At 43.8% G+C, this 24,819-nt stretch carries 22 protein-coding genes and 1 tRNA gene; 12 read left to right on the top strand and 11 right to left on the bottom strand.

The window, feature by feature from the left end; genetic code table 11:
• Positions 1-6: 6 nt before the first annotated feature.
• The 5 genes from OZ660_RS05025 to OZ660_RS05005 all read right to left on the bottom strand — a co-directional run bounded on the left by OZ660_RS05025 (position 7) and on the right by OZ660_RS05005 (position 3,640).
• A complete protein-coding gene (locus OZ660_RS05025; RefSeq protein WP_159623578.1) occupies positions 7-693 on the bottom strand; it encodes a flagellar hook assembly protein FlgD in 687 nt (228 codons plus the stop codon).
• Between the two features lie 31 nt (positions 694-724).
• Entirely contained in the window at positions 725-1,147 is a 423-nt protein-coding gene (gene flgC / locus OZ660_RS05020; RefSeq protein WP_159623580.1) for a flagellar basal body rod protein FlgC, read from the bottom strand.
• Between the two features lie 2 nt (positions 1,148-1,149).
• Positions 1,150-1,584: a flagellar basal body rod protein FlgB gene (flgB, locus tag OZ660_RS05015; RefSeq protein WP_159623582.1), complete on the bottom strand. Its 435-nt coding sequence runs from the start codon at positions 1,582-1,584 to the stop codon at positions 1,150-1,152.
• Positions 1,585-1,864: 280 nt separating this feature from the next.
• A complete protein-coding gene (locus OZ660_RS05010) occupies positions 1,865-2,695 on the bottom strand; it encodes a CheR family methyltransferase (RefSeq protein WP_159623584.1) in 831 nt (276 codons plus the stop codon).
• A 15-nt stretch (positions 2,696-2,710) separates the two neighbouring features.
• Positions 2,711-3,640, bottom strand: coding sequence for a chemotaxis protein CheV (locus OZ660_RS05005; protein ID WP_202264105.1), 930 nt, complete (start codon positions 3,638-3,640; stop codon positions 2,711-2,713).
• A 202-nt stretch (positions 3,641-3,842) separates the two neighbouring features.
• On the opposite strand from OZ660_RS05005, the gene flgA reads away from it, so the two are divergent.
• The 3 genes from flgA (at position 3,843) to flgN (ending at position 5,514) form a co-directional block, all read left to right on the top strand.
• Positions 3,843-4,562 carry a flagellar basal body P-ring formation chaperone FlgA gene (gene flgA, locus OZ660_RS05000; RefSeq protein ID WP_274742777.1) on the top strand — a complete coding sequence of 240 codons (720 nt, stop codon included), beginning with the start codon at positions 3,843-3,845 and terminating at the stop codon, positions 4,560-4,562.
• Between the two features lie 103 nt (positions 4,563-4,665).
• The gene (gene flgM, locus OZ660_RS04995; protein WP_202264103.1) at positions 4,666-4,995 is read left to right on the top strand and encodes a flagellar biosynthesis anti-sigma factor FlgM; all 330 of its coding nucleotides are present in this window, start codon (positions 4,666-4,668) and stop codon (positions 4,993-4,995) included.
• A gap of 87 nt (positions 4,996-5,082) precedes the next feature.
• Positions 5,083-5,514 carry a flagellar export chaperone FlgN gene (flgN, locus tag OZ660_RS04990; protein WP_202264101.1) on the top strand — a complete coding sequence of 144 codons (432 nt, stop codon included), beginning with the start codon at positions 5,083-5,085 and terminating at the stop codon, positions 5,512-5,514.
• A gap of 22 nt (positions 5,515-5,536) precedes the next feature.
• On the opposite strand, the gene OZ660_RS04985 is transcribed toward flgN, so the two are convergent.
• Positions 5,537-6,034 (bottom strand): LPP20 family lipoprotein, encoded by a 498-nt coding sequence (locus tag OZ660_RS04985; protein ID WP_202264100.1) that lies wholly within the window; start codon positions 6,032-6,034, stop codon positions 5,537-5,539.
• Between the two features lie 377 nt (positions 6,035-6,411).
• On the opposite strand from OZ660_RS04985, the gene OZ660_RS04980 reads away from it, so the two are divergent.
• The 5 genes from OZ660_RS04980 (at position 6,412) to OZ660_RS04960 (ending at position 12,746) form a co-directional block, all read left to right on the top strand.
• The gene (locus OZ660_RS04980) at positions 6,412-7,593 is read left to right on the top strand and encodes a flagellar assembly protein T N-terminal domain-containing protein (protein WP_274742776.1); all 1,182 of its coding nucleotides are present in this window, start codon (positions 6,412-6,414) and stop codon (positions 7,591-7,593) included.
• A gap of 56 nt (positions 7,594-7,649) precedes the next feature.
• A tRNA-Arg gene (locus OZ660_RS04975) sits at positions 7,650-7,725 on the top strand.
• A 443-nt stretch (positions 7,726-8,168) separates the two neighbouring features.
• Entirely contained in the window at positions 8,169-8,678 is a 510-nt protein-coding gene (locus OZ660_RS04970) for a hypothetical protein (RefSeq protein WP_274742775.1), read from the top strand.
• A 70-nt stretch (positions 8,679-8,748) separates the two neighbouring features.
• The gene (locus OZ660_RS04965; RefSeq protein WP_274742774.1) at positions 8,749-9,519 is read left to right on the top strand and encodes a hypothetical protein; all 771 of its coding nucleotides are present in this window, start codon (positions 8,749-8,751) and stop codon (positions 9,517-9,519) included.
• A gap of 17 nt (positions 9,520-9,536) precedes the next feature.
• Positions 9,537-12,746, top strand: a complete 3,210-nt coding sequence (locus OZ660_RS04960) for an MSCRAMM family protein (protein WP_274742773.1) — start codon at positions 9,537-9,539, stop codon at positions 12,744-12,746.
• 20 nt (positions 12,747-12,766) lie between these two features.
• On the opposite strand, the gene OZ660_RS04955 is transcribed toward OZ660_RS04960, so the two are convergent.
• Positions 12,767-13,282, bottom strand: coding sequence for a hypothetical protein (locus OZ660_RS04955; RefSeq protein WP_274742772.1), 516 nt, complete (start codon positions 13,280-13,282; stop codon positions 12,767-12,769).
• Between the two features lie 211 nt (positions 13,283-13,493).
• On the opposite strand from OZ660_RS04955, the gene smrA reads away from it, so the two are divergent.
• Entirely contained in the window at positions 13,494-14,081 is a 588-nt protein-coding gene (gene smrA / locus OZ660_RS04950; RefSeq protein WP_274742771.1) for a DNA endonuclease SmrA, read from the top strand.
• Positions 14,082-14,169: 88 nt separating this feature from the next.
• Here the strand turns inward: smrA and OZ660_RS04945 are convergent, their stop codons facing one another.
• Positions 14,170-14,310: a hypothetical protein gene (locus OZ660_RS04945; RefSeq protein ID WP_201283734.1), complete on the bottom strand. Its 141-nt coding sequence runs from the start codon at positions 14,308-14,310 to the stop codon at positions 14,170-14,172.
• A 294-nt stretch (positions 14,311-14,604) separates the two neighbouring features.
• Entirely contained in the window at positions 14,605-18,492 is a 3,888-nt protein-coding gene (gene purL / locus OZ660_RS04940; protein ID WP_274742770.1) for a phosphoribosylformylglycinamidine synthase, read from the bottom strand.
• Positions 18,493-18,668: 176 nt separating this feature from the next.
• On the opposite strand from purL, the gene mltF reads away from it, so the two are divergent.
• Entirely contained in the window at positions 18,669-20,051 is a 1,383-nt protein-coding gene (mltF, locus tag OZ660_RS04935; protein ID WP_274742769.1) for a membrane-bound lytic murein transglycosylase MltF, read from the top strand.
• A 365-nt stretch (positions 20,052-20,416) separates the two neighbouring features.
• Here the strand turns inward: mltF and tadA are convergent, their stop codons facing one another.
• On the bottom strand, positions 20,417-20,920 hold the full coding sequence (gene tadA / locus OZ660_RS04930) for a tRNA adenosine(34) deaminase TadA (protein ID WP_446698967.1): 504 nt from the start codon (positions 20,918-20,920) through the stop codon (positions 20,417-20,419).
• A 378-nt stretch (positions 20,921-21,298) separates the two neighbouring features.
• On the opposite strand from tadA, the gene OZ660_RS04925 reads away from it, so the two are divergent.
• The gene (locus OZ660_RS04925) at positions 21,299-21,526 is read left to right on the top strand and encodes a hypothetical protein (RefSeq protein WP_159623779.1); all 228 of its coding nucleotides are present in this window, start codon (positions 21,299-21,301) and stop codon (positions 21,524-21,526) included.
• 94 nt (positions 21,527-21,620) lie between these two features.
• On the opposite strand, the gene OZ660_RS04920 is transcribed toward OZ660_RS04925, so the two are convergent.
• A complete protein-coding gene (locus OZ660_RS04920) occupies positions 21,621-23,588 on the bottom strand; it encodes a cation:proton antiporter domain-containing protein (RefSeq protein WP_159623629.1) in 1,968 nt (655 codons plus the stop codon).
• Positions 23,589-23,890: 302 nt separating this feature from the next.
• On the opposite strand from OZ660_RS04920, the gene OZ660_RS04915 reads away from it, so the two are divergent.
• Positions 23,891-24,790 (top strand): GGDEF domain-containing protein, encoded by a 900-nt coding sequence (locus tag OZ660_RS04915; RefSeq protein WP_202264090.1) that lies wholly within the window; start codon positions 23,891-23,893, stop codon positions 24,788-24,790.
• Positions 24,791-24,819 lie beyond the last annotated feature (29 nt).

Genomic DNA, 24,819 nt, shown 5'->3' with positions numbered 1-24,819 from the left:
CTCCTACTAACTGCCGATTTGAATGACGTCATCAAGATTGATACTGACATCACCATCCAAATTCAAAATTACGCCTTGACCACTACCGGCCAAACTGACACTTCCCACATGGCGGTTTACGGCTGTGTTCAACTGAACACCTTCACCGTTCAACTCACCGGTAGCATTGATTACATACTCGCCCGGGGTGACATCATTGCCATGCTTGTCTTTGCCATCCCATTCAAATTCGATATTGCCAGCAGTTTGAGTGCCAGCATCAATTGTTTTAATTACTTCGCCGTATTGGTTTTCAATGGTAATTTTCATGTTCTGAACTGTCTTCTCGTTCACAACTACCCCTGAAATACCGTCACCTTGATTTGCCATATAGCCCACGTTGCCTTGCACCAATACGTTTTGACCAATAAGACTAGAGGCTTGAAGCGCTTGGTTTGATGTCATGGAAGCAGCGAACGACTCAAACTTTTCATTTAGCTGTGAAATGCCATCAGCCATAGTAAAAGATGTCATCTGAGCAACCATTTGGTCATTATCAACCGGTGCGGTCGGATCCTGATTGGCAAGCTGTTCAGTCAACATCGCGAAGAAATCTTCTTGCGATAGCTGCTGCTCAGTCCCGTCGGCAATCTTCACCGTCTCTTCTTGCCAATACAAATCTGTATTTAAGCCGGTATTGTTTATGGTATTCACTGGTTTATCCTCACATTAACCAAGCGGCAGATTATTGCCCTTGACCGAGTTGAAGCACGCGGCGGAAAATTCTTTTGGTTGTATCGGCAACTTGCACATTTGTCTCGTAAGCTTTTGACGCCGACATCATATTCGCCATTTCTTCCACAATGTTGACGTTCGGCTTATAGATGTAGCCATTCTCGTCTGCCATTGGGTTATTTGGTGCATATTCCACTTGCAGTGGCGCATCGCTCTCTACAATGCCTCTTACCTGCACGCCAGTACCTTTTGACTGATCACGCATGGCATCTTGAAGCGCTGTTGCAAACACAGGGTGTCTTGCTCGGTAGGTCTCGTTGTAACTACTGCTCACCGAATTCGCATTGGCGATATTACTTGCAGTGGTATTTAAGCGCACATTTTCCGCTTCCATACCTGTGCTCGATATTGTCATTACATTAAAAAGACTCATGACTATTGACCTCCAGAGCTTAACGCTTTCTTCATGCCTTTAATTTTTCCATTCAAAAATTCAAGACTTGCTTGATAGCGCAACCCATTATCTAAAAATCGATTTCTTTCGGCTTGTACTTCAACAGAGTTCCCGTCTCCCGTATCAGGTTGAGTCGGGATTCGGTATTTCATGTCAAAATTTGCCGCTACTGACGTTGAATTGCCGCCTATGTGGCGAGAATTTGTCCTAACGAGACCACCTGAAGAGTGAGAAGAGACGCCGCCCGAACTTTCTTTCATTGCAGACTGCATAGCTTTGTTAAAATCGATATCTCTGGCTTTGTAGCCAGGTGTATTGGCGTTGGCAAGGTTGCCCGCAATCACTTCCATACGCTCTGTGCGTATCTTGAGCGCGGATTCGTGAAACCCTACTAATTTGTCTAAATTAATTGCCATAAATCGACCTCTGACTTACTCGTATTGCTTTCTCTGTGTTCATCTTTTGGCTTGGCGTTTATTTGCCCACAAGATGAGATATGAAAAAGTCTCTTCTAAGCATGTGATGTATGTGGAAGTTCAACACACGTCATCGATACTTATTTTTGATTGCGGTTAGGCTTTCTTGAAGATTATTTAGCAAAGCAGATGCCAAAATGTGTTTTTGACGGGGAAAGATAAGTAAGAAAACGGGTTTGATTAGAAGAAAAACACTTATTAATCAAACCCATATTAATATTTATTTTTTTTGATAGTAGAGCCCAGGGTGACACTTAACCATGCTATAGATATCACTCGCTGCGCTTATAGATTCAGAAGCGCCAAGGAACAGTACGCCATCACTTTGCAGCTGTCCGGCAATTTGTTGCAGTATTCGCTGTTTAACTTGAGGTGAAAAATAAATAAGGACGTTGCGGCAAAAAACGATGTCGAAGCGGCCAAGACCTGCATAACTTGACAACAAATTAAGACTTCGAAACGAAACCATTCGCCGAACTTCAGGCTTCACTTGCATCAGGCCTGTTTCGTGTTGCTCAAAAAAAGTGTCACGGCGCTGCGCAGAAAGACCACGAGCAAGTGAAAGTTCGTCATAGATACCTTGCTCGCACTTCTTAAGCATTTCAGAAGAAAGATCAGTCGCCACTATTTCAACGCCAGCACGCAGAGCGCCCGGCCGCTGACGCTGGAACTCAAGTACTGACATGGCAATAGAATATGGCTCTTGGCCGGAAGAGCATGCCGCACTCCAGATCCTGATCTTCTGATTCTTAGATGCGAGTTTTGGCAATAAATCCTTGATGAGAAGATCGAACGGGTAATTATCTCGAAACCACAACGTTTCGTTTGTGGTCATTGCATCGATCACACCTTGCAGAAGTGTGCGATCAAATCCGCGCACAACAACATCGATGAGTTCATCCGCAGATTCGTACTTATGCTTGTAAAGCAAAGAGGCAAGGCGGCTTCGTACTAAGTACTGTTTATTGTCACCTAATACAATACCGCACTGCTTTTCGAGAAAGTCTCTAAATTTAAGGTAACTTTCTGGCGAAACATCTTTATTAGCCAATGCAGTGTTGCTCCGTTACTCGCATTCAGTCATTAACCATTTTTGGACCGCTGTAGCCAACTCATCTGGGTGGAATTTAGCGATAAAGTCATCAGCCCCAACTTTCTGCACCATGGCTTGGTTGAACACACCACTTAATGAGGTATGTAAAACGACATGAAGCTTCTGAAGCTCTGGTGTATTTTTGATTTCGGCAGTAAGGGTGTAGCCGTCCATTTCCGGCATTTCAATATCCGATACCAATACACCTACTCGATTTGTTACATCACCATATTCTTCGGCAATAGCCTTTAGACGATTGAGCGCTTCTAACCCGTTTTTGGCAAGCTCTATTTCAAGCCCGAGGCTTGTTAGCGCCTTTTTGACCTGATTGCGCGCCACGGCAGAATCATCTGCAATAAAGATGATCTTGTTCTCTTGGCCTTGGGTGGTTAAGCCCTCTGCAACCTCAGTGCTAACTTCAGCATTGAGCGGTGAAATTTCATTTAAAATCTTTTCAACATCGAGGATTTCGATTAGTTCATTTTCTACTTCTGTAACCGCGGTCAAGTAGCTGGCGCGCCCTGTACCTTGAGGCGGCGGCATAATAGCATCCCAGTTTGTATTGATAATGCGCTCTACAGCACCCACCAAAAATCCCTGAACGGAGCGGTTGTATTCAGCGATAACAATAAAGGAATTTTTCAAATCCTCAATACGCTTACCACCGGTAGCCATGCTCAGGTCTATTACTGAAATAGTTTGCCCACGGATATGTGCAACGCCGCGTACTAGCGGGTTCAACTTCGGCATTGCGGTTAGAGGTGGACATTGAAGTACTTCACGCACTTTAAACACGTTAATCCCAAAACGCTGACGTCCGTTCAGTCTAAACAGCAACAGCTCTAAACGATTCTGTCCAACGAGCTGGGTGCGCTGGTTAACTGAATCTAAAATCCCCGACATAGGTCACCTCTAAGTAATACTGGGCATGATCATTGCCTACTATGTTTAAGATAGACAATATCACTAAATTTTTGCAGGTCAAACGACAGAAAAATGACGCTTGCTTCTGGTTATCGACCAAAATGCACGTTACTGCAACTTTGTTATCTGCATTGAGTTACTTAAGCATAGTCAATAACTCAACAACTGAACACGAAAAGTCATGATGAAAAATACGTACGCTAGCCTAAGCAGAACCATTTATTCGTTCGTCACACTTGTTGCGATGGGACTTATCCCCATTTCGAGTGATGCTTCGCAAAGTATGCACGAAAAAGTCGAAGAAGGCGCGAAACAATATTTATTGTCACAACTTGCTGATAACTCTCAAGATACTAGCACTGATGTGTCAATTGTGAAGATAGACGATAGAATAAACATTCCCAATTGCCCGACTGGCTTCCAATATCATGCTTCTGATGAAGCGCTCGCCCAGTCGTACATATCTGTTCGTGTGAGTTGTGGCGATAATGATTGGTATTTATTCACAAGTGGTCAAGTTACGCGCACTACGGAAATTGTGGTAACTCAAGGCGCGGTAAGTCCAGGAACGGTTTTGACCGCTTCAAACCTATCACTTGCCAAAGTGGATATTCGAAAACTTAGATTCACCGCTTTCACCGATATTGATGCGCTTGTTGGCGCTCGCGTAAAACGGCGGGTAACTGATGGTCAGGCACTGCAAAGCAATATGCTATGCTTTGTATGTAAAGGTGATAGGATTACCATAACCGCACAGGTGGCTGGTATGGAAGTAAAAACAGCTGGAATTGCCCAACAAGACGGTGTTGTAGGTGATAACATTAAAGTGATTAACGCCACCAGCCAAAAGCCTGTTATTGCAAGAGTCGCCAGTTCAGAAGAAGTCGTGATACACTTGTGATTGAGGCAGTGAAAATCTACCGCTTTTGTTAGTAAAAAGGCTAAAGAAAATACGCGCTAGGCCGATACAGATAACAGAGGCAAAAAGGTAGTGAGGATTAATTATGGCAATTAATAATATAAACAATGGGTTACCTAAAACTCCCGTTGATAATGGCAAGGTTGCGCAGCAAAATCAAACGCAGCAAGCCCAACAACAGGCATCGGCTCAGACTGCATCGACAGCGCCTGCGCCACGTCAAGATTCTGTTTCGTTGACACAGTCGGCGCAGCAGTTAAATCAAGTTCAAAAGAAAGGGTCTGAAGCGCCTGTGAATCAGGAAAAAGTGGACCGTCTTAAAAAAGCAATTCAAAGTGGTGAGTACCGCGTTAATCCAGAAGTACTGGCTAACAAAATTGCAAAACTTGAGTCAGAAATCTTCAGCTCAAAGTAAAACGCATGCCCGTTGGCATGTAGAGTCCACTAATCTTTAAAGTAATTTAGTAAGTAGCTTAATAAGCAATGTAATACAGGTATCGAAGTGACAGAACAGATGAGCAATTTGGAACAGGCACTAAGCAAACAGGTAGAACAACTTTCTACACTCGCTTTATTGCTTGAAAAAGAATTGCAATTGATCAGTTCCCGCGAAGCAGAATCACTGATGCGTTTGCTCGACGAGAAGTCTGTCTTACTGGAAGCTATTCAAACTCTTGACGGTCAGGTGGAGCAGTTGATAAATGCTGTTCAAGAAATGACTGAAAAAGAAGAAGCGTTACTAGAGAAAGCAAAGTCGCTTTTAGACGATTGTAAGTATCGAACTCAAATCAATCAAAAAGCCGTTGAGCAAGGACAGCTACGCCTCACACACCTACGCAATTTGATGATGGAGTTACGCGCCAAAGAATCGTTGACTTACGATAAGAAAGGTAAACCGAAAGGTGGCACTTTGGGTTCTGGCGTAAGTGCGTAACGCAATTTAACTCGGCACTACCTTAATAGTATTTAACGTTTTTCACCCTTCTAGGCTTTGCTGTCGTTAGGTAAAGGTCGTAGACCTGCTTCATATCTAATGAGAGTTCGGTAACATAAGTGTCATCTCCAACAGGATACGCCTTCACAACCTCAGCGCCACGGATAACACCTTCTACTGATGCTTTGAGTGTTTCACTTTCAACCACAAGACTCGAGACAGATTGGTTACCTTCTAAACGCTGCCCGTATACTTGTTCAGCTAACTCGCGATAGGCATCAAGTTTTGAAGCTCTCATTGCCATTATTAGCTTAGCGCTCTCGCTGTCACCGCGCTGAGAGTCAATAGGCGCATAACCAACCGCTTTAAGTATAGGATAGCTCTCGGGCTCCACCGTTTCCCATTCCACATGCTTGTCGATAATGCCACAGCCACCCAAAGAAAGTGCAGCCCCTAGCGAAATAGCAAGCAACGAAGATTGACCGATATTCTTAAGTTTCTTAGACACTTTACATGGCATAACCGTATTTCCTGACAAAAACAACTCAGACAACATTTTGACGCTGTTAAGCGTCTATTGGCTTTGAATTAATGTAACAGTAATTCATAAAGCAATTTGTGCGCCCATTTGAATTACTCTCGTAAATCTGAATCCATTGTAGGTTTGATTACGGGCCGTAAATTGCCTGAAATGTTACGCAATCAATAGACGGATTTTTGGCAAAGATTATTGGCATCTTTTTAGCATATCCCATATGCGTTTGCTTCTTGCCTTAATAAACAAGGTACAAACAGCGCGGTAAAAGCCGCGCACAACAACACAACCAAACGCCCTTATCAATAGACGCCTGACGCGCGTTGCGTCAAGGTATTAGTGACATTTTACAGAGGTGTATTGTGCGACATTTAAATAGAGTGACAGCAACAGCCCTATTTAACATTGTTGTGGTGGTCATTTGCCTAATTGCACTTTTTATGGGGCAAGCAAATGCCGCATGGTATGAAGCTAAAGGACAAGCCGTTATTATTGATGGCGATAAAGAAGACGCAAGAAAGAAAGCTACGCAAGAAGCACTAAAACAAGCAATGTTATTCGCTGGTGCGTCTATCCACAGTGTACACACACTTACCAATGGGCTGCTTGAAAACGAAGAAATGACAATCAGCGCCTCAGGCGAAGTTGCTCAATTAGAATTAGTCGATGAAATATACAATGGCAACGTTATTACCGTCGGTATCAGAGCCGATATCTTTCCAAAAGCACAATCATGTGACGCACAATTTGATGAGAAACACTTTTCAACAACGCGCTTTTTAGTTAAAAGCCGTCAGCAACTCACTCATGGTAACATTGTAAACTTTGACCAGGCATTTACTGAGCGCTTTGGTTTTATAATGCGCAATACCACTGACAACCTAAAACTTACGCACATAGCGCCCCACACTGCCCAATTTAAAACCCAATTTACCGAACAAAATGTGCGCAATCTTTCTCAGCAAAGCAACACGCAGTACGTTATTCTCGGCAGTATAGACGACCTCAGTATTGAAACATCTCCATCATCAATTTTCACACCTTGGAAAGACGACAAACAGCATAGACATTTTTCGCTTACCCTGCGCGTATACGATGGTATCAATGGTGGTCTTCTGTTCACGCACAACTACAAGACACGTGCGCAGTGGAGTTTTGACAAGTTCGAGAATGTTGACGAATACTCAACCGCATTTTGGCAGTCCCGTTACGGGCTAGCAGTGCAAGAGCTCGTTGAAGACGCCGTGCAAGATATAAAAGAAGCGACAGCATGCCAGCCAGTCACAGGGCGAGTTATCCACGTTGCAGGCGATGTTATTTCGGTATCTTTAGGGCGAGATAACGGCGTCAGTAATAATGATGAACTATACGTTTATCAATCAAAAGAAGTCATAGACAACTATGGTCGTAAATACCTTCAATATCACCTTTACCCTGGTACTTTTGTTGTGCGTAACGCGTATAGCAACTCCTCGTCAGTAGTGAGTAAGAATACAGGTATTGTGGCTAATATTCAGGAGAACGATTTTGTTGTGAAGAAATAGTGTGATTCAATTCTATGGGTTAACAGGACTAATTTTTTACGTATAATCAAGATGCTGTCCCCATAGTTTAACTGGATAAAACAAGAACCTCCTAAGTTTTAGATCTGCGTTCGAGTCGCGGTGGGGACGCCATTTTCGTGATATTTTCACATACCTTTAACGTAAATTGCTGAGATCTTTTATCTTGCAATTTGTGCATTTCGTGGAAAAAGTCGATTTTTCATGAAAAAAACTCGCCTAAAGTATTAAAAAAAATAGCATTTTTGGGCTAATTGAAAATTTATACGAAAGTATTAAGCTGTTTTTCGAGTCCAAAAAAAACACTCCAAAATCACAAAAATCCCATTTAAAACAAAAGCTAACGAAGTTAACAATTCCAATTCTCATCTGTAGTCAGGGCACTGCTTAATTAGTTATGTGTGTTGATACTTTATCTTTTGTCAAGTCATGTGGTTGAATAACCATCGAAGTATGCTAGCAGTCTAAAACAGCGTACATCACCACTATAAAATTCATAACATTTTCGTGTCACTGGAAGTTAGGTGACACTTTTAGGGATAATTTGGGATATACACATGAAAAAACGCTTAGTGTCTCTTGCGCTACTTTCAACGCTATCTGCTTCAACAATTGCTGCAAATAGTACATTTCAAGCTACTGTAAACGCCATCTCTGATGCGGCAATTGCACAAACTACTGCACTTCATTTTGGTGCGATGCAACCAACTTCAGGTGCCGTTTGTACAATGGACAACACAGGTGCAGTTGCAGGAAGCTGTGATGCAACCAACGCAAACATTGCTATTGGTCTAATCACAGTAAGTGGGCTGACCGCTAACGTACCACTAAACGTAACCGTTACAGGTCAAGCTGGTACTAATGTTTCATTTGTATCTGAGTTTGATATCAACGGCGCTGTTGGTACACATGAAAATAACGCTGACAACACCGCTATTGCTGTAACGACTAATGGTACGGGTGATAACTTAACGCTTGACGTATACGGTCAGATGACTGTTACTACTGCACTAACACCTGGTGACAGCTATACAGCAAACTACATCGTAGATGTATCTTTCCAGTAAAACTGCTAAAGTAGGGTGCTAATTCAAGCACCCTTTCACTCTCAAATCATGCAGTTGGGACCTTCACTTTATGCGCAGTACACCATTCTTTTCTCGTTTCTTTTTTTATACATTTTTACTTTTTGGGCTAATACTTTCAACGCAGGTTTCAGCCAATGTCGCGCTATCTAAATTTAGAGTCTATTTCGACGGTAAAACCCGAACCGCTTCACTGCAATTAAGAAATACGGGTGCTAAAGAGTTTAAGTACACTGCTGAATTAACGCTTAACGAAATGACCGAAGAGGGTGCTATTTATAGCGTTAATAGCGACCCATTGGCTGCCGATAAGTTTATTCGCTTTTCGCCAAAGCGAGGCACTATTAAGCCAGGTGAAAGACAGGCACTTCGCTTTGCTTTAAGAAAACCGTCAGGACTTGCCGATGGCGAATATCGTGCGGTATTGCGTATCGTAACTGAACTAGCTCCTACTGAAGGCGGCAACGTTAACCTTGCAAGTAAGCTGGCATACAATGTACCCATTATAGTTCGTCACGGTGAGGTGTTTGCTGAATCAAGTCTTGCCTCACCCTCTACTGTGATGCATAACGGCCAGCCCCATATACAGGTATGGCAAACAAGAACGGGGAATCGTTCTTTGTTCGGCAATTATGTGGTGGAAACGACAAATGGTGAAACCTTAGGTGTGCTAAACAACGTAGCCGTTTATCGTCCCCTGGAACGCAGAAAAGTATTAATACCGTTAACTAATGCGTCAAAGGGCGACGTGGTAATCCGCTATACAGAAAACGAAAAATTTGGTGGTAGTCTAGCACTCTCTATCCCCCATACTATTAACTAACCCACTTTTAGATCTTTATGTTCAGGCTCGTTCTGCTTTTGCTGCTTGCGTTAACAAATAGTGCGTTCGCAGCAAATTGTAATATCAGCGAGCCTTTTAAGCGCGTAACACTCGATGAAGACAACTTTTATATTGCCGTTTTACGCTTAAACGGGCGCCCGGTGTGGGACGGATTAGATGTTTACAGCGTCGATGATCATTTGCTTGTTCCTGTTTCACTTCTTGTAGATGCAATGGGCCTGAATTGGAACATAGACATTCCTACGAATAATATTGCTTCGCAAGGCGCTGAAAGCCACTGCGATTTTGATATTCAATTTTCATCTACCAGTACAAACTCTCGCGACTTCCTTTATTGGAGTAAAGACGATTTTGACCTTTACATTGATGTAAATGCGCTGCCAGCTTTGCTGCCCGTAAGTTATGAGTTCGATGATTCACTTTTGGTATTAAGTCTTACCAGCAATGATATAGAATTTATAGATACCACAGAGCCTCAGTTGATTGTCCCAACGTTTTATAAAAAAGATACCGAGAGTATCGACCGTGTTATTGACGATACGTACCACTTTTATACCTCCCCATTGTTTAGTTATCGCGTTGTAGCGCAAGACAGGAACGCGCAATCAGAACGATTAAGTGTCAATATCAATGCTGGTTTCGATTTACTTAAGCACGAAACCAACTTTCGAATGAGTCGAGTAAGGGATACTAGCCAACACTTCTTACGACTGACGAGAACGTTAGAAGATACCGCGACGTTACTTAGCGAACGAGGCTTAACTTATGAATTAGGTGATATTCAATTAGTCGGAGACAATGTTGTCACCTCCCCCAGCCAATCGCTGGGTTTCCTCGTTCACAACGGCGATGACAAGGGGCGACGGAACTTTTCCAAAACCACTATTGAAGAGTTTGTACTTCCGGGTTGGCGTGTGCAGCTGTTTAGAAATGGGCAGTTTATCGATGAAAAATTCAGTGACGATCAAAACAAAGTACTGTTTGAAGATATTGATACGTTTTACGGAAACAACTTCTTCGAACTTAAACTTTACGGTCCTGAAGGACAACAGGAAACCCGAAATCAAACCGTTAGCGTTGGGCAAGAGCAAACACAAAAAGGTGACATCGATTTTAGTTTTGGGGTGAATGACAATAATTATCGCCTGTTAGATGGCAAAGTTTCTGAAAGTGGTTTAGGTAAATCTGTATTAGCGAAGGTAGGCGTGGGCTTAACTGATGATACAAGTATATCGGGTACTTACCAGCGTTTATGGCTTAACGATACACCACTCGATTATTACACCAGCGCAATAGACACGCAATTTAAAGGTTCTGCGTTGCATGTATCCCTTACACAGCAAGAACAAGGTGGTTATGCGACGTTTGTTGGATGGAATGGAAGGATAAATCAGGATGTTGTATTCAACTTTTCAAATCGACATCTTAGTAACTTTGTTAGTCAGCGCTATGGTGAAAACTCGCTTATTGAAAACGAAACCACTGCTCGAATTAATGGGCAAACTGAATTGTTTGGGCGGCTAGGCTGGAACGCCAACCTATCGTATCGTACGTTTAAGCGAACAGTTGACAATGCTAGCCTCGGGCTAAACATAAATAACAATTTATTAGGCGGTACGTTTTCTGGTGGTGTAGTGCTAGGCAAAAATACTGCAGAACCTGTAACAGGCCGATTGTATTACTCTAAACAAATTGAAGGCTGGCAAGTTGCCAGTGCTTGGGACTTTGTTCCATCAGATGGCTTTAATACCGACACTTTTTATGTTGCATTGCGCTGGCCTTATTTACTATCTCAGCATCGAGAAACACGTTTACAGTACAGAGCAAGCGGTACGAACAACCTTGAATTGCAACATCAGCACAACTGGACCTTCGACTTTGTTAACGTGGGATTGGGTGGAACGCTTGGTGAAGACGGCGACTGGTCAATAAATCTCACATTTACAGGCAATATCAATTATAACCCGTACAGTCGCGCATTTAATTTTGACAGAGCGGCTACTACAGCAGCTGGTAGAATAGATGCTTTTGCATTCCTTGATGCAAACAGAAACAATCAATTTGACAGCAATGAACAACCTCTCGAGGGTGTGAACTTCAAAGGTAATTCGCAATGGCGCAATGATTACACCAATGAAGAAGGTAAAGCGCGCATTATTACCAATCATAACTTCCAAACTTTATCGATTGATAGCGCCTCACTGCCCGATCTCTATATGATAGCCGCAGACAATAATGTTGAAGTACTGACGCACAGCGGTGGTGTAAACCAAGTGAATTTACCGGTACACACCATAAGCGATGTAGAAGGCACACTTTTCCTTGTTAGCGAACAACAAAGTCGCGGCGCACCGAGGGTTCAGCTAAATATTGTTGATGAAACTGGCAATAATGTGGCCACAACTTATACCGAGAGTGATGGTTATTTTTACGTTACGCAACTTCCACCCGGTGAGTACGAACTTGAAATAGACGAAGGCTACTTACAACGAAATGCGCTAAGCGTAAGTAGCAATTCATTGTCATTTATTGCACCTACTGAAGGTGATTCCATCTACTTAGACGACATCAAACTTATCAAGTCAATCGAATCGTCACAAGGTCTCCAATTAGACGATGATAGTCAATTTACCGAAAGTTCGATTATTGATGCCGATGTTAAATACGAAATACAAATTGGTATTTTTAGACATGCTCGTTCGATAAGTGAAGTCGTTAGACACCTCCCTACTACACCGAGCTCAATGCAGTATTATCGCAATCATAGATTAGCCATGACCTATGTAACGGTTGGCGGGTTTACAAGTATTACTGATGCATCGCTATTTTTAGAAGCAATTCAAAGTCACGTTGCGTTTAGTAACGCATTTATTAGTCCTGTTACGCGCTATGAAGGCGAAGATTGGACAAGAGAAACGGTTGTTTATGAGTTTGATGAGAAAATTAAAGCGTCACAACGTGCACTTACAAAGAGCCTACCCAAACAAATATGTCAGTTGTCTGCATACTACTCCAAGACATCCGTAAACCCACAAATACTTATATTACACCCAGAATTATTGCTTGTACCAAACTCACCTGCAGACGCAACATTTTATCGATTGTTAGCACCGGTTAACGAAAATGGTAAGTGTGTTGATGACTACCTTGATCATCAATATCGAGACACACCTTTCATGACCCGCGCTGCGAACGTTCTTCACTAGAGCGCGTTTAATTAAAAGGGTTATTGAAAGTTTACGTTAACGGTATAACTGGCTTGATAGGTGTCACTGCTTTGCAATTCAGACAACACTTCTAAGTTTCCATGCACACTGATAGTCATGGTGTCAGTTGGCTGAATAGTAGTAACGGAAACACTTTGATCGCCGTCGCTATCCGTACTCACTATACTGTCGACCGTTATGGCAGGCTGAAAACGCAATATGCCGTTATCAGAACCGACGACTTCAATTTGATATTCTTGGTTAGCAAGCAACCCAGATATATCGATTAGCCCAACAGAGATATTGGCGTTAGCGCTCGCGCAGGCGCCAGATACCGTACCAGAGTTGTCAAGCGAACAGGTTGAGCCTGAAGTGTTGAGTATGCTTCCAAAATGCAGTGGGCTCGCCTCACTGATACTCGGTTCGTCGAATGCCGTAACTGCAGCCTGGAATACTGTGGACGCGGCAGTAACCGGCACAGTAATCAATAGGCAACACAATAGCGTTAGACGTAAAAACATAATTAGAACACTCATCAGATGATACTGAGTATTATAGCCTATTCTTAACCTTGTGCTTAATATCCAGCGACGAAAAATCACCTTCTATATATACCAAAGTATAAATAGACAAAAGTATAAGATCAGAATACCTAGTCGTATGCGAACGGATATATTGTAAAAACAATATTGCGCCCCACATTAAAGTAAGCGAATCAAAGAAGCGAGTAGTTAACGGGAGCTGACCATGATGTATGAAGATAATGATGATTTAAGTTCGTTCTTTGATGAAATGAAAGACGTTAGACGTATCAAAAGCGATAATGTGGCTCAACTTCACGACCCAGAAAGTGCGCTAAAGCAAAAACGAAAACGCGCATCCTCCCAAGATAGTATTCGAGATAAGTTATTAAATCCTCTGAGTATGGAAGGCGTAAAACCGGTACCGCCTGATGATTTTATTGCCTTTCAGCAACCAGGGATCCAAGATGGGGTGTTTAAAAAACTTCGTTTGGGCAAATACCCTTTAGAGAATAAAATTTCGCTAAAAGGAATTTCATTAAAAGAAAGTTGTGATCGCGTTTATCAAACCATTAAACAAAGTCATGAACGGGGCGTTCGCGCACTGCTTATTCAACACGGACAAGGCCTTGACAGTAAACCGTTTCCAGCTTTAAAGAAAAGTTATGTGAACCATTGGCTGCGTGAGCTTGAAGAGGTCATTGCGTTTCACACAGCCCAACCATTGCATGGCGGTTTTGGGGCTACTTATGTTTTACTTAAAAAACATCCCGCTCAGAAGATGATCAATAGGGAAAATAATAGAAAGCGCTAACGCGCATTATTTGGCGTTTTTTAGCCCCCTAAATGAGTAACGCCCGTAACAGGAAACCTGCTACGGGCGTTAGAATTTTTCTTTCAGACTACTTAACTGAAGACTGCACACTAAGCGTCGATGGAGCATCGGCTGATTTCGCTGAAGTGCTAAACACAGCAGTAACGAACATCAGAACTACAGCAACAGCTACTCCGGTTAAGCCAAACCCTTTTGAAGAACGATTCATTAGTCGTCTCTTATTATTAAAGCCAGCGTATGACTTCGCAACCACGTTGCTTACCACTGGTACAACCCCAACTAAACTCCTGTAACCTAAGCGCATTCCTTGCTTGCACTACAATAGATCAGAGATCCGCTATTGACAAGAGTAAAAAGCAGATTTTTGACGCTTTGCCAAAGGTTTGACACAAAAGGTCTGCTACTTTGGTAAGAAAACGGCTATTTTTGTTTAAATTCAACACCCATTGATGATGAATCTTTCAAAATAGCCGTTTTACTTATTACTGAGATCCGTCAGTTATTAGCCAACAAATTTGCGTGCATTTCTAAAGATACGCATCCACGCGCCATCTTCTTGCCAATCATCCGGACGCCACGAGTTCGCTACCGCTCTAAATACACGTTCTGGGTGCGGCATCATAATTGTACTGCGCCCATCTGATGACGTTAAACCTGTGATCCCTTGTGGTGAACCATTTGGGTTTGCCGGGTATTGCATCGTTGGCTTGCCGTAGTTGTCTACATAACGCATCGCCACTTGCGCACTCACTTGTGCCAGGGCATTATCGTTGGCAAATTCAGCCTGACCTTCACCGTGTGACACGGCAATTGGCATACGAGAACCCGCCATGCCGTCAAGTAACACCGACTTAGACTCCATTACCTCAACCATAGCAACACGAGCTTCAAATCGCGCCGACTGGTTAGTGACAAAGTGTGGCCAGTGTTCAGTACCAGGAATCAATGATTTAAGGTTTGATAGCATCTGACAGCCGTTACATACACCTAAGCTAAAGGTGTCGTTGCGTTTAAAGAAGCCTTCAAATTGGTCGCGCGCCATACTATTAAACAAAATAGACTTAGCCCAGCCTTCGCCCGCACCGAGTACGTCACCGTAAGAGAAGCCACCACAAGCAGCAAGGCCAGCAAACTGTTCAAGCGTTATACGACCGGCCAACACATCACTCATATGAACGTCGATAGCGTCGAAGCCTGCGCGAGTAAATGCCGCTGCCATTTCAAGATGCGAATTGACGCCCTGCTCTCTTAGAATGGCGACTTTTGGCTTGACGCCCTTAGCAATATAAGGCGCAGCAATGTCTTCATTAACATCATAAGACAAAGCAACATGCAAACCTGGGTCTTCAGCGTCTTGCTTAGCAGCGTGCTCTTGTTCAGCGCACTCTGGGTTATCACGCAGCTTCTGCATTTCAAACGTAGTTTGCGCCCATGTAGTGCGCATAGCAACGCGACTGTCGGTAAGTACAGCAACGCCATCGCGGCTGAACTCAATCATGTCTGTCGTGTTAAGCGTGCCGATATCGTGGGTAAGGTCAGTGAGGTCAAACTCGGCCAACACAGCATTAACCGCGTCTATATCGCTTTCGAGCACTTGAATAACGCCACCTAGTTCTTCATTGAACAATACAGCAACCTCATTGCCTTTAAGGGTATCAAGTGTAACGCTCACGCCTGTCTTACCGGCAAACGCCATTTCAGCAACTGTAGTAAACAGGCCACCATCAGAACGGTCGTGATAAGCTTGAACTAACCCTTTTTCAATGAGTGCCTGCATGGCGTCAAAGAAGCCTTTAAGGCGCTGTGCACTGACAACATCCGCAGGGCTATCACCAAGCTGTGTATACACTTGAGCTAAACAACTCGCACCCAAGCGATTTTTACCTTCGCCAAGATCAAGCAGTAACAAGCGGCTTGCACCTTTGTCAGTGCGAAGCTGAGGTGTAACCGTTTTACGGATATCTTTAACAGCACCAAACGCTGAAATAACCAGTGACAACGGTGAAGTAACCGCTTTATCTTCACCGTTCTCATTCCATGCCGTTTTCATAGACATTGAGTCTTTACCAACAGGTATCGTTAGGCCAAGCTCTGGGCAAAGCTCTTCACCTACGGCTTTTACCGCTTCGTAAAGGCCAGCATCTTCACCCGGGTGTCCTGCTGCCGCCATCCAGTTTGCCGAAAGTTTAATGCGCTTGATATCGCCTATGTTTGCCGCAGCAATGTTCGTTAGCGCTTCACCAACAGCAAGGCGCGCAGACGCGCCGTGCGATAGCAAAGCCACTGGCGTACGTTCGCCCATCGACATCGCTTCACCGTGATACGTATCAAATGCAGTGGCCGTTACCGCCACATCAGCAACAGGCACCTGCCATGGACCTACCATTTGATCGCGGCTTACAAGACCCGTTACAGAGCGATCGCCAATAGTAATTAGGAACGTTTTCTCAGCAACCGTTGGCAAAGATAAAATGCGATTCGCAGCATCAGCTAATGTAATACCTGTATCATCGAGTGCAGGCGAGCTGACTTTTGTAGAACTTACGTCGCGATGCATTTTAGGTGGCTTACCTAAAAGTACATCAAGCGGCATATCAATAGGTTTATTATCAAACTGGCTATCGTTAAGGTTTAGGTGTTGTTCTGCCGTTGCCTCACCAACCACGGCAAACGGCGCACGTTCGCGGGCACAAATTGCTTCGAACACTGGCATATTTTCAGGTGCTACAGAGAGTACATAACGCTCTTGTGACTCATTACACCACAATTCAAGTGGCGTCATACCAGGTTCATCTGACAGTACTTTTCTTAGTTCAAAATTACCGCCACGGCCGCCGTCATTGACAAGTTCAGGTAATGCGTTTGAAAGACCGCCCGCGCCAACATCGTGTATAAACTGAATTGGATTGTTTTCGCCTAATTGCCAACACGCATCAATGACTTCCTGACAGCGACGCTCCATTTCTGGGTTGTCACGCTGTACAGAGGCAAAATCTAAATCTTCGTTCGATTGGCCAGACGCCATTGACGATGCAGCACCGCCACCAAGGCCGATATTCATCGCTGGGCCACCCAACACGATTAGCTTTGCGCCAACTGTAATCTCGCCTTTCTCGATGTGTTCACGACGAATGTTACCTAAGCCACCAGCCAGCATAATAGGCTTGTGGTAACCACGAACTTCAACGCCGTTGAAGCTATTAACTTCTTGCTCAAACGTACGGAAATAACCCAGTAACGCAGGACGACCAAACTCATTGTTAAACGCCGCACCACCAAGAGGTCCTTCAAGCATGATATCAAGCGCGCTTACAATGCGCTGAGGCTTACCATACTGTATCTCCCACGGTTGCTCAGCCCCGGGAATACGTAAGTTAGATACGGTAAAACCAACCAAGCCCGCTTTAGGTTTTGAACCTCGACCAGTTGCACCTTCATCACGAATTTCACCACCTGAGCCGGTTGCTGCACCTGGGAAAGGCGAAATAGCAGTTGGATGGTTATGCGTTTCTACCTTCATCAAAATATCGATATTTTCATGATGGTATTCGTATTGGTGTGACTGCGGATTTGGGAAAAAGCGCCCTGCTTGCCATCCTTCCATGACTGCCGCGTTGTCTTTGTAAGCGGAATACACATGATCAGGTAACAACTCGTAAGTGTTTTTGATCATTTTAAACAACGATTTTTCTTGGTCTTCGCCGTCAATTGTCCAACTCGCATTGAAAATCTTGTGGCGGCAATGTTCAGAGTTTGCTTGAGCAAACATATAAAGCTCTACATCGGTAGGGTTTCTTCCTAGCTTTGTAAAACTATCAAATAGGTAGTCGATCTCATCATCCGCCAGAGCTAGGCCTAATGAGACATTGGCATTTATCAATGCATCTTTGCCTTCACCTAGTACATCTACACTGGTGAATGTATTTGCTTCAGTATGAGCAAATAGTACAGCAGCATCGTCTGTGTTCGAAAATACAGACTCAGTCATACGGTCGTGAAGAAAACTTGCAATCAGAGCAAAATCATCTTCAGTCAGTTCACTCTCTGTCTCAATATAAAACGCACAGCCTCGTTCAATACGATTAATGCTTTTTAGACTACAGTTATGAGCGATGTCGGTGGCTTTGGAAGACCAGGGAGAGATAGTGCCGGGGCGAGGAGTTATGAGGAAGAGGGTTCCAGTGGGGGTTTGTGCTTGCCTCGCGGGGCCGTAAGTGAGCAGCTTTTCCAATATTTCTATGTGCTGCTTAGACAAATCACCCTGGGAATCGACTAGGTGAACATATTCGCTATAAAGGTTTTTGACCTTAACGCCGGATTGACCCAGCTTTGCAATCAGTTTAGTTTGGTTAAACTCTGACAGTGCAGGAGCGCCTCGAAGGACCAACATATTGATTTACCTGGTTTGTTAGAAACAACGACCACCAATGCGACACGTTGCCTCTTGGATTGATGAGTATTTCGGCGCGGATTATAGAGTAAATATGATCGCTTGATAACCTCATAACGCGCTAACATGACGTTTTTTTTAAACTTAGACGGTTTAATCACAATAAGACAAGGTCTATGCCGCTACTTGAATACAAAAAACGATTAAAACTTTTACTTGTAATCACTTTATCCATGTTGGCTGTAAGCTGTGGTGTGCCATCGGTGCATACTGCTTTATCGACATTGTTAGAGCGCGAATCGTTGCGCGTAGGCACTGTCTACGGTGCTGCAACCTTTTACAACGGTGCTGAAGGGCCACAAGGCTTTGAGTACGAGTTGTTAGCAGGTTTTGCCGATTTTCTTGGCGTCACTCTCGATTTATATCCATTCTATAGCTATGACGTCATGCTTGAGCAGTTAGAAGAAGGTAACCTTGATATCGTAGCCACAGGCGATGCCATAACTCCTCTGCTAGCCAAACGATTCGACTACGGACCGGCTTACCAGCACGTAGAACAATTATTAATTTATCAAGCTGGAACCACTCGCCCACGAGACCTAGAACAACTAGATAAGCCTATTGTTACCGTTTCTGGCAGCAGCCAGACACAACTACTAGAAGAAAGGCTTAACCTCGCCCCCCAACTTCAACCGTCCCAACGATTAGTCACTACTGATGACTCTGACTCTGAAGAATTACTGCAGCAAGTGGCTGATGGCTCCATTGCTTATACCGTGGCAGATAGCAACCGCCTTGCGCTGCAGCGCAGGCGCCATCCGAATCTTGCTGTCGCATTAACACTTCAAGAAAACATGCCAATGGCGTGGGCGCTACCGCTCAATCAAGACGACTCTGTAAAGGCCGCACTTATCGAGTACTTTGGAACCGTACATCAATCTGGTTGGTTTACTGTTTTAGAAGACAAATATTTTGGCCACATTAGGCAATTTGACTACGTTGACTCGCGAGCGTTTAACGCATCTGCAGAGACCGTACTCAATGAATATAAACCGTTATTTCAAAAGTACTCTGGCGAGTTGGACTGGCGACTAATTGCAGCAATGAGTTATCAAGAGAGTCATTGGGAACCCGAGGCTGTATCGCGAACCGGCGTAAGGGGGTTGATGATGTTAACCATGGATACGGCAAGTGACTGGAACGTTGATGACAGAACCGATCCAGAGCAAAGCATTCGAGGAGGTTCTCGCTACTTTGCCAGCCTGTTAAGTCGCATTCCCGCTCGTATTAGTGAACCTGACAGAACGTGGATGGCAATGGCTGCGTATAACGTTGGAATGGGACACTTAGAAGATGCACGAGTCTTAACACAACGACAAGGCGGTAATCCTGACTTGTGGGTTGATGTAAAACGCCGTCTTCCACAACTTAGACAAAAGAAATACTACCGCACCACCAAATACGGTTATGCACGAGGCGATGAGGCGTTGCAATACGTGGAGAATATTCGCCGCTATTACGACAGTTTGGTCTGGCTTGATGAACAAGGACGTATATAGGCGCGATTAACCTGCCATTTATCCTACGCCTATTGATAATTGTCATATCGATGTCATTTATAGGAAGTAGAGTGAGATATACCTATTTCACCGCACTATCGTGCGAGTGTCATAAACTGAACAAAAGCGTGTTTAATTTAAGCTCGCAACACGCTGAACTGAATGACTGAATGGTTGTCTTACCTCACGTTACGCAAGCAATTGCAAGGAGGATTAATGAAAAAAAACCGTTTTATGAGAAAAGGAACAAAATTGAAGAATAACAATAGACGTAGAATGATGTTAAAACGTTGCCATCAAAAAGTACTGCAGCGCCGTAAATTATTTGTCACAAGCGATATGTTTACCCAATTAACTCGAACAAACTAGCCTTCAGCGCTCTGCTTTTTCGCCTTTTTGGCAGCTTTTATTTCCTTCCTGCGCTTTTGAAAAAAACATGACAATTTGTCGGCACATTCATCAGCAAGCACCCCAGAGACGATTTCGGCTTGGTGATTAAGCGCAGGATGTTGCAATAAGTTCATTACTGAGCCAGCGGCCCCTGTCTTTGCATCCCATGCGCCAAATACCACACGCTTAACCCTAGCATGCACCAACATACCCGCACACATTGAGCACGGCTCAAGAGTGACATATAAGGTTGCGTCGACCAATCGGTAGTTTTGTACTTGCCTTGCAGCCTGTTGTACCGCACGAAGTTCAGCGTGTGCCGAAGGATCATGTGTGGTGATAGGCTCATTATACCCCTCACCCACTATCTCACCGTCAACAACAATACAAGCGCCTACAGGCACCTCGCCAATCAACTCGGCCTTATCAGCAAGAGATAGCGCGTGCTTCATAAACTTAATGTCTTGTTCAGAAACCATTGAAATAGCGTCAATACTATCCGCTTGTTGTTGGACCATCTCGGAGCCCAATAATTGATTATTTTCGTTACTCATTCGTCAATTTAACTAACTTGGATGGTGAAATTACTCAAAAGGCTGTAGCCATAAATGTACTAGGTCGCGTTAACTCATTATAAAATAGTGACTTTTGTCACTTGGCAATGTATTTGCAATATTTCAATATAACCATACTTGCTATTCGTAACTCGTTACATTTAATGCTGAAACGCTATGCCATTTAGGGCTATAGTAACAAAAGGGATATAGCAGTAAGTAGAAAAATAGACGAAACAGGTAAATTGCCGAGTTTTCATCTACACTCTTTTAACGCCATCTGAGAGGGATACCGCCGTGAATATGACCGCTGTTGCCATTGTTGCCATTTGTGCTTGGGCGCTTGTAAGTATTATCGATAGTGCCAAAGACAAAAGTAAAAAAAAGCTAAATAGCAAAGAGACTGACGCTTACAAAGCAGAAATAGCCGAACTAAAAGAGCGTGTTTCGGTCCTTGAAAAAATCGTTACCGATGAGCGCTATGATTTGAAAAAGCAATTTGCTGATTTAGAAAAAGATCGCGTAGCCTAACCTAGATTTCTATGCAGCAAGGCCAGTATTAATTGGCCTTGATGCTCTTACATGTATCCCACTTATTGATAACGCAGTGCAATTGCACTTTGCGCTAGCTACCTTCAAGCAGTTTACGTTCAGCACGCTCCACTCGTCTAGGTTTACCCGCAATCACCAACACGTCATGCGCTTGTAATATGGCATCTTGGTCTGGATCTTTCACTTCGTTGCCATTGCGCCTTAGCCCTTTAACTGTCACGCGCATTCGAGCAAAGTCTATGTCTTTGATGGGTTTACCGATACAGGATGCATGCTCAGAAAGTACGACAGCATGAATAAATTCCAGCTTATCCTCAGTACCATACGTTATCTCGGTTGTCTCACCAGGATAAAAGCCGTGCATATGATCATACCGGCCTTTTCGCTCTGCACGCACGCGTTTTAAAATACGTGACATGGGCACTCCCGCATAGTGCAGCACCTGAGAGACCAACATTAAGCTTCCTTCTTGAAGCTCTGGAACCACCTGATTAGCACCTGCATTGTAGAGACTGTCGAGCTGATAATCTCGTTTAGTACGAGCCATTACATCCACGTGCTCTGCAAGTGAGCGAGTCTGTGTAATCACTTGCTTGGCTTTATCTACTTGGTCGAAGGTGACTAACACAAGCTTGGCGCTTTCTACATTTGCACTTATCAAAATATCCTTTTGGCTTGCATCACCGAAAATCACTGGTTCCCCCGCATTTCGGCTTTCATGCACTCGTACCGGGTCCATATCAATAGCAACAAAATGAATACCTTCCATTTTAAGCATTCGCGCAACAGACTGCCCTACACGACCAAAACCACATATGACAACATGGTTGCTTAACGAACCGCTCAACACCGATGCCGTATCGTCATCGCTCGGCAACTCGTTGTTTACTATACGCTTTGCAATAATAACGCTGTTAGCCATTAGCCATGGCGTAAGGGCCATACTTATAACGCCCATACACACAATAAGCGATGACTGTTGTGAGGTAAGCACGCCGTGAGTAGTGGCCAACGCTGCTATAACAAAACTAAATTCTCCTATTTGGCATAGTTTTACGCCAGCAGACCAACCATCAATAGCATCTGTTTTAACGAGCATTGACGCTGCACGAACCAGTACCACTTTAACAATCATTAACGCGAATACACCAAATACAATCTCAAATAAGCTGTCCCATAGTACCGTCAGTTCGAGTTGCATTCCCACCGTGACAAAAAAGAGACCCATCAATATATCTCTAAAGGGTCGAATATCTGCTTCTAGTTGATATTTATATTGGCTTTCTCCCAACATCATGCCAGCTAAAAACGCCCCCAACGCCATGGATAGACCGAAGTAATAGGTAAGACCACCAGCAAGTAGTGCAATTAAGATGGTAGTCAGTACAAACAATTCATCCGTTCTTGTTCTCGCGACTTCTCTAAATACCCATGGCAGCAACCACTTACCTATCGACATCAGTAGTGCTATCACAAATACACCTTTTAATAGTGCTTCGCCTAGCGCCAACGCAATACTGACTTCACCAGTTTGCGCCAGTAATGGAATCGCAATTAAAAAAGGCACTACCGCGAGGTCTTGAAACAATAAAATACTGACTGCAAGCTGTGTTCTTCGATTGTTGAGGATCCCCATTTCCGTGGCCTGCTTTATAACAATAGCAGTAGAACTCAGTGCTAACGTCCCGCCAATGATTATCGACGCACTTAAATTGATCCCAAGAAAATACGGTACACAAGTAAACACTGCTGTGGTGAGCAGCATCTGGCCAAGCCCTACACCAAATACCAATGAACGCATTGCGAGCAGTTTTGGGAGCGAAAACTCTAAGCCTAATGAGAAAAGTAAAAACACAATACCCACTTCAGCTAATAGGTGCATTTCCTCTGGGTGGGCAAAAACCGTTAATACTTGTGGACCTGCCAAAATACCGGCAAAGAGATACGCGAGAATGGGTGGCAAGTGTGCGCGCTTAAATAACGCGACGGCACACACAGAAATAAACATCAGTACCACAATATTTAAAAAGCTAGTTCCCACATCAACTCCATCTTGTATAACCACTTACTAATCAAACATTTCAACCAATATCGCTAGACTAGCCTTCCCATAAAGCGCTGCAATTAATAGTGTTTTGCAGCTGCCACGTGTCGCGTGAAGAGGCGTCAAAATAAGAATTGGCATCTACTTTGCTAAATCACATATATAGATGCAAATCCGGCAAGTTTTGCCGCTGTAAAACATTAAGCCAACCATACTATTGGCGTTTAGCAATTACAGAATCGTCAGGGCATTGACGCTATTTTTTGCATACCGAAGCACATTTGCATAGAGGTATCACTGTGGATTTTTCATCACCCATTTACGATAGCACACAACATGACAACTTTTACCCTGCACAAAGTACAGGCACATCACTTTCTGTTAGTGAGTTAACCGGGTTTGTCACGCAACTACTCTCTACGCTCGAATTACAGGAGTTAGGTGCACTGTATTTTCAGCAGTTGAATATGCTCCTTCCAATGGTTGGCTTTAGCTTATCTGATTTTGATTCTCGCTGGGTATATGGCAACGCTAAGGTTTCCTCGACGTTGATTGATTTACCACTTCACGGGGCGCATTCATTAAGTGGCGAACAAGCCCATGCCTACTATTACATTAGCTCACCACTGTCGTTGTCGCAACGCGAAACCCTTTTCCAACTGCATGATTTATTTGGAAAACAAGTGAAACATGCATTGTCACTGCTTCGTTTACAGCAAATGGCAACAAAGGACAGTTTAACGGGAGTGGGTAATAGAGCAGGCTTTGAACAAGCTATGTTACGTCAATTAGGTTGGGCGCAGCGCCATAACGAGCCCTTCGCGCTTCTCATCATTGATCTAGATAACTTCAAATACGTTAATGACAACTATGGGCACAGCGAAGGAGATAAGGTGCTCGTTCATATTGCGTCGCATCTCACCAAGGTTTTACGTGACGAGGATGAAGCTTTCCGCTTTGGTGGCGATGAGTTTTGCTGTGTACTCGATTGCCAAACACAACAGCAACTAGCATGCGCCGCACAGCGTATTCAAACCAGTATCAATCGCTCTCAATACCTTTCTCGGCTTGGTATCTCTTGCAGTTTAGGCGGTGCGGTATATCGTGATGCTGACACCACCGAAGCACTATTTGACAGAGCAGACAATGCACTATACCGCGTTAAAAATTCAGGTAAAAACAGCTACTACGCGGCTTAAGCGCGTTGTTAGAGCGGTAAAAGCTGCGG

The organism is Alteromonas sp. 009811495 (assembly GCF_028865455.1).
Taxonomy (GTDB): domain Bacteria; phylum Pseudomonadota; class Gammaproteobacteria; order Enterobacterales; family Alteromonadaceae; genus Alteromonas.
Note: the sequence above shows the minus strand (reverse complement) of the source record. Positions and strands in the feature narration are given on the sequence as shown.

Bases quoted from the DNA above. Each gene is read 5' to 3' on its own strand.
- flgC (WP_159623580.1), bottom strand. From the start codon at position 1,147: ATGAGTCTTTTTAATGTAATGACAATATCGAGCACAGGTATGGAAGCG.
- flgB (WP_159623582.1), bottom strand. From the start codon at position 1,584: ATGGCAATTAATTTAGACAAATTAGTAGGGTTTCACGAATCCGCGCTC.
- OZ660_RS05005 (WP_202264105.1), bottom strand. From the start codon at position 3,640: ATGTCGGGGATTTTAGATTCAGTTAACCAGCGCACCCAGCTCGTTGGA.
- flgA (WP_274742777.1), top strand. From the start codon at position 3,843: ATGATGAAAAATACGTACGCTAGCCTAAGCAGAACCATTTATTCGTTC.
- flgM (WP_202264103.1), top strand. From the start codon at position 4,666: ATGGCAATTAATAATATAAACAATGGGTTACCTAAAACTCCCGTTGAT.
- OZ660_RS04985 (WP_202264100.1), bottom strand. From the start codon at position 6,034: ATGCCATGTAAAGTGTCTAAGAAACTTAAGAATATCGGTCAATCTTCG.
- OZ660_RS04970 (WP_274742775.1), top strand. From the start codon at position 8,169: ATGAAAAAACGCTTAGTGTCTCTTGCGCTACTTTCAACGCTATCTGCT.
- OZ660_RS04965 (WP_274742774.1), top strand. From the start codon at position 8,749: ATGCGCAGTACACCATTCTTTTCTCGTTTCTTTTTTTATACATTTTTA.
- OZ660_RS04960 (WP_274742773.1), top strand. From the start codon at position 9,537: ATGTTCAGGCTCGTTCTGCTTTTGCTGCTTGCGTTAACAAATAGTGCG.
- OZ660_RS04955 (WP_274742772.1), bottom strand. From the start codon at position 13,282: ATGAGTGTTCTAATTATGTTTTTACGTCTAACGCTATTGTGTTGCCTA.
- smrA (WP_274742771.1), top strand. From the start codon at position 13,494: ATGATGTATGAAGATAATGATGATTTAAGTTCGTTCTTTGATGAAATG.
- OZ660_RS04945 (WP_201283734.1), bottom strand. From the start codon at position 14,310: ATGAATCGTTCTTCAAAAGGGTTTGGCTTAACCGGAGTAGCTGTTGCT.
- purL (WP_274742770.1), bottom strand. From the start codon at position 18,492: ATGTTGGTCCTTCGAGGCGCTCCTGCACTGTCAGAGTTTAACCAAACT.
- mltF (WP_274742769.1), top strand. From the start codon at position 18,669: ATGCCGCTACTTGAATACAAAAAACGATTAAAACTTTTACTTGTAATC.
- tadA (WP_446698967.1), bottom strand. From the start codon at position 20,920: ATGGTTTCTGAACAAGACATTAAGTTTATGAAGCACGCGCTATCTCTT.
- OZ660_RS04925 (WP_159623779.1), top strand. From the start codon at position 21,299: ATGACCGCTGTTGCCATTGTTGCCATTTGTGCTTGGGCGCTTGTAAGT.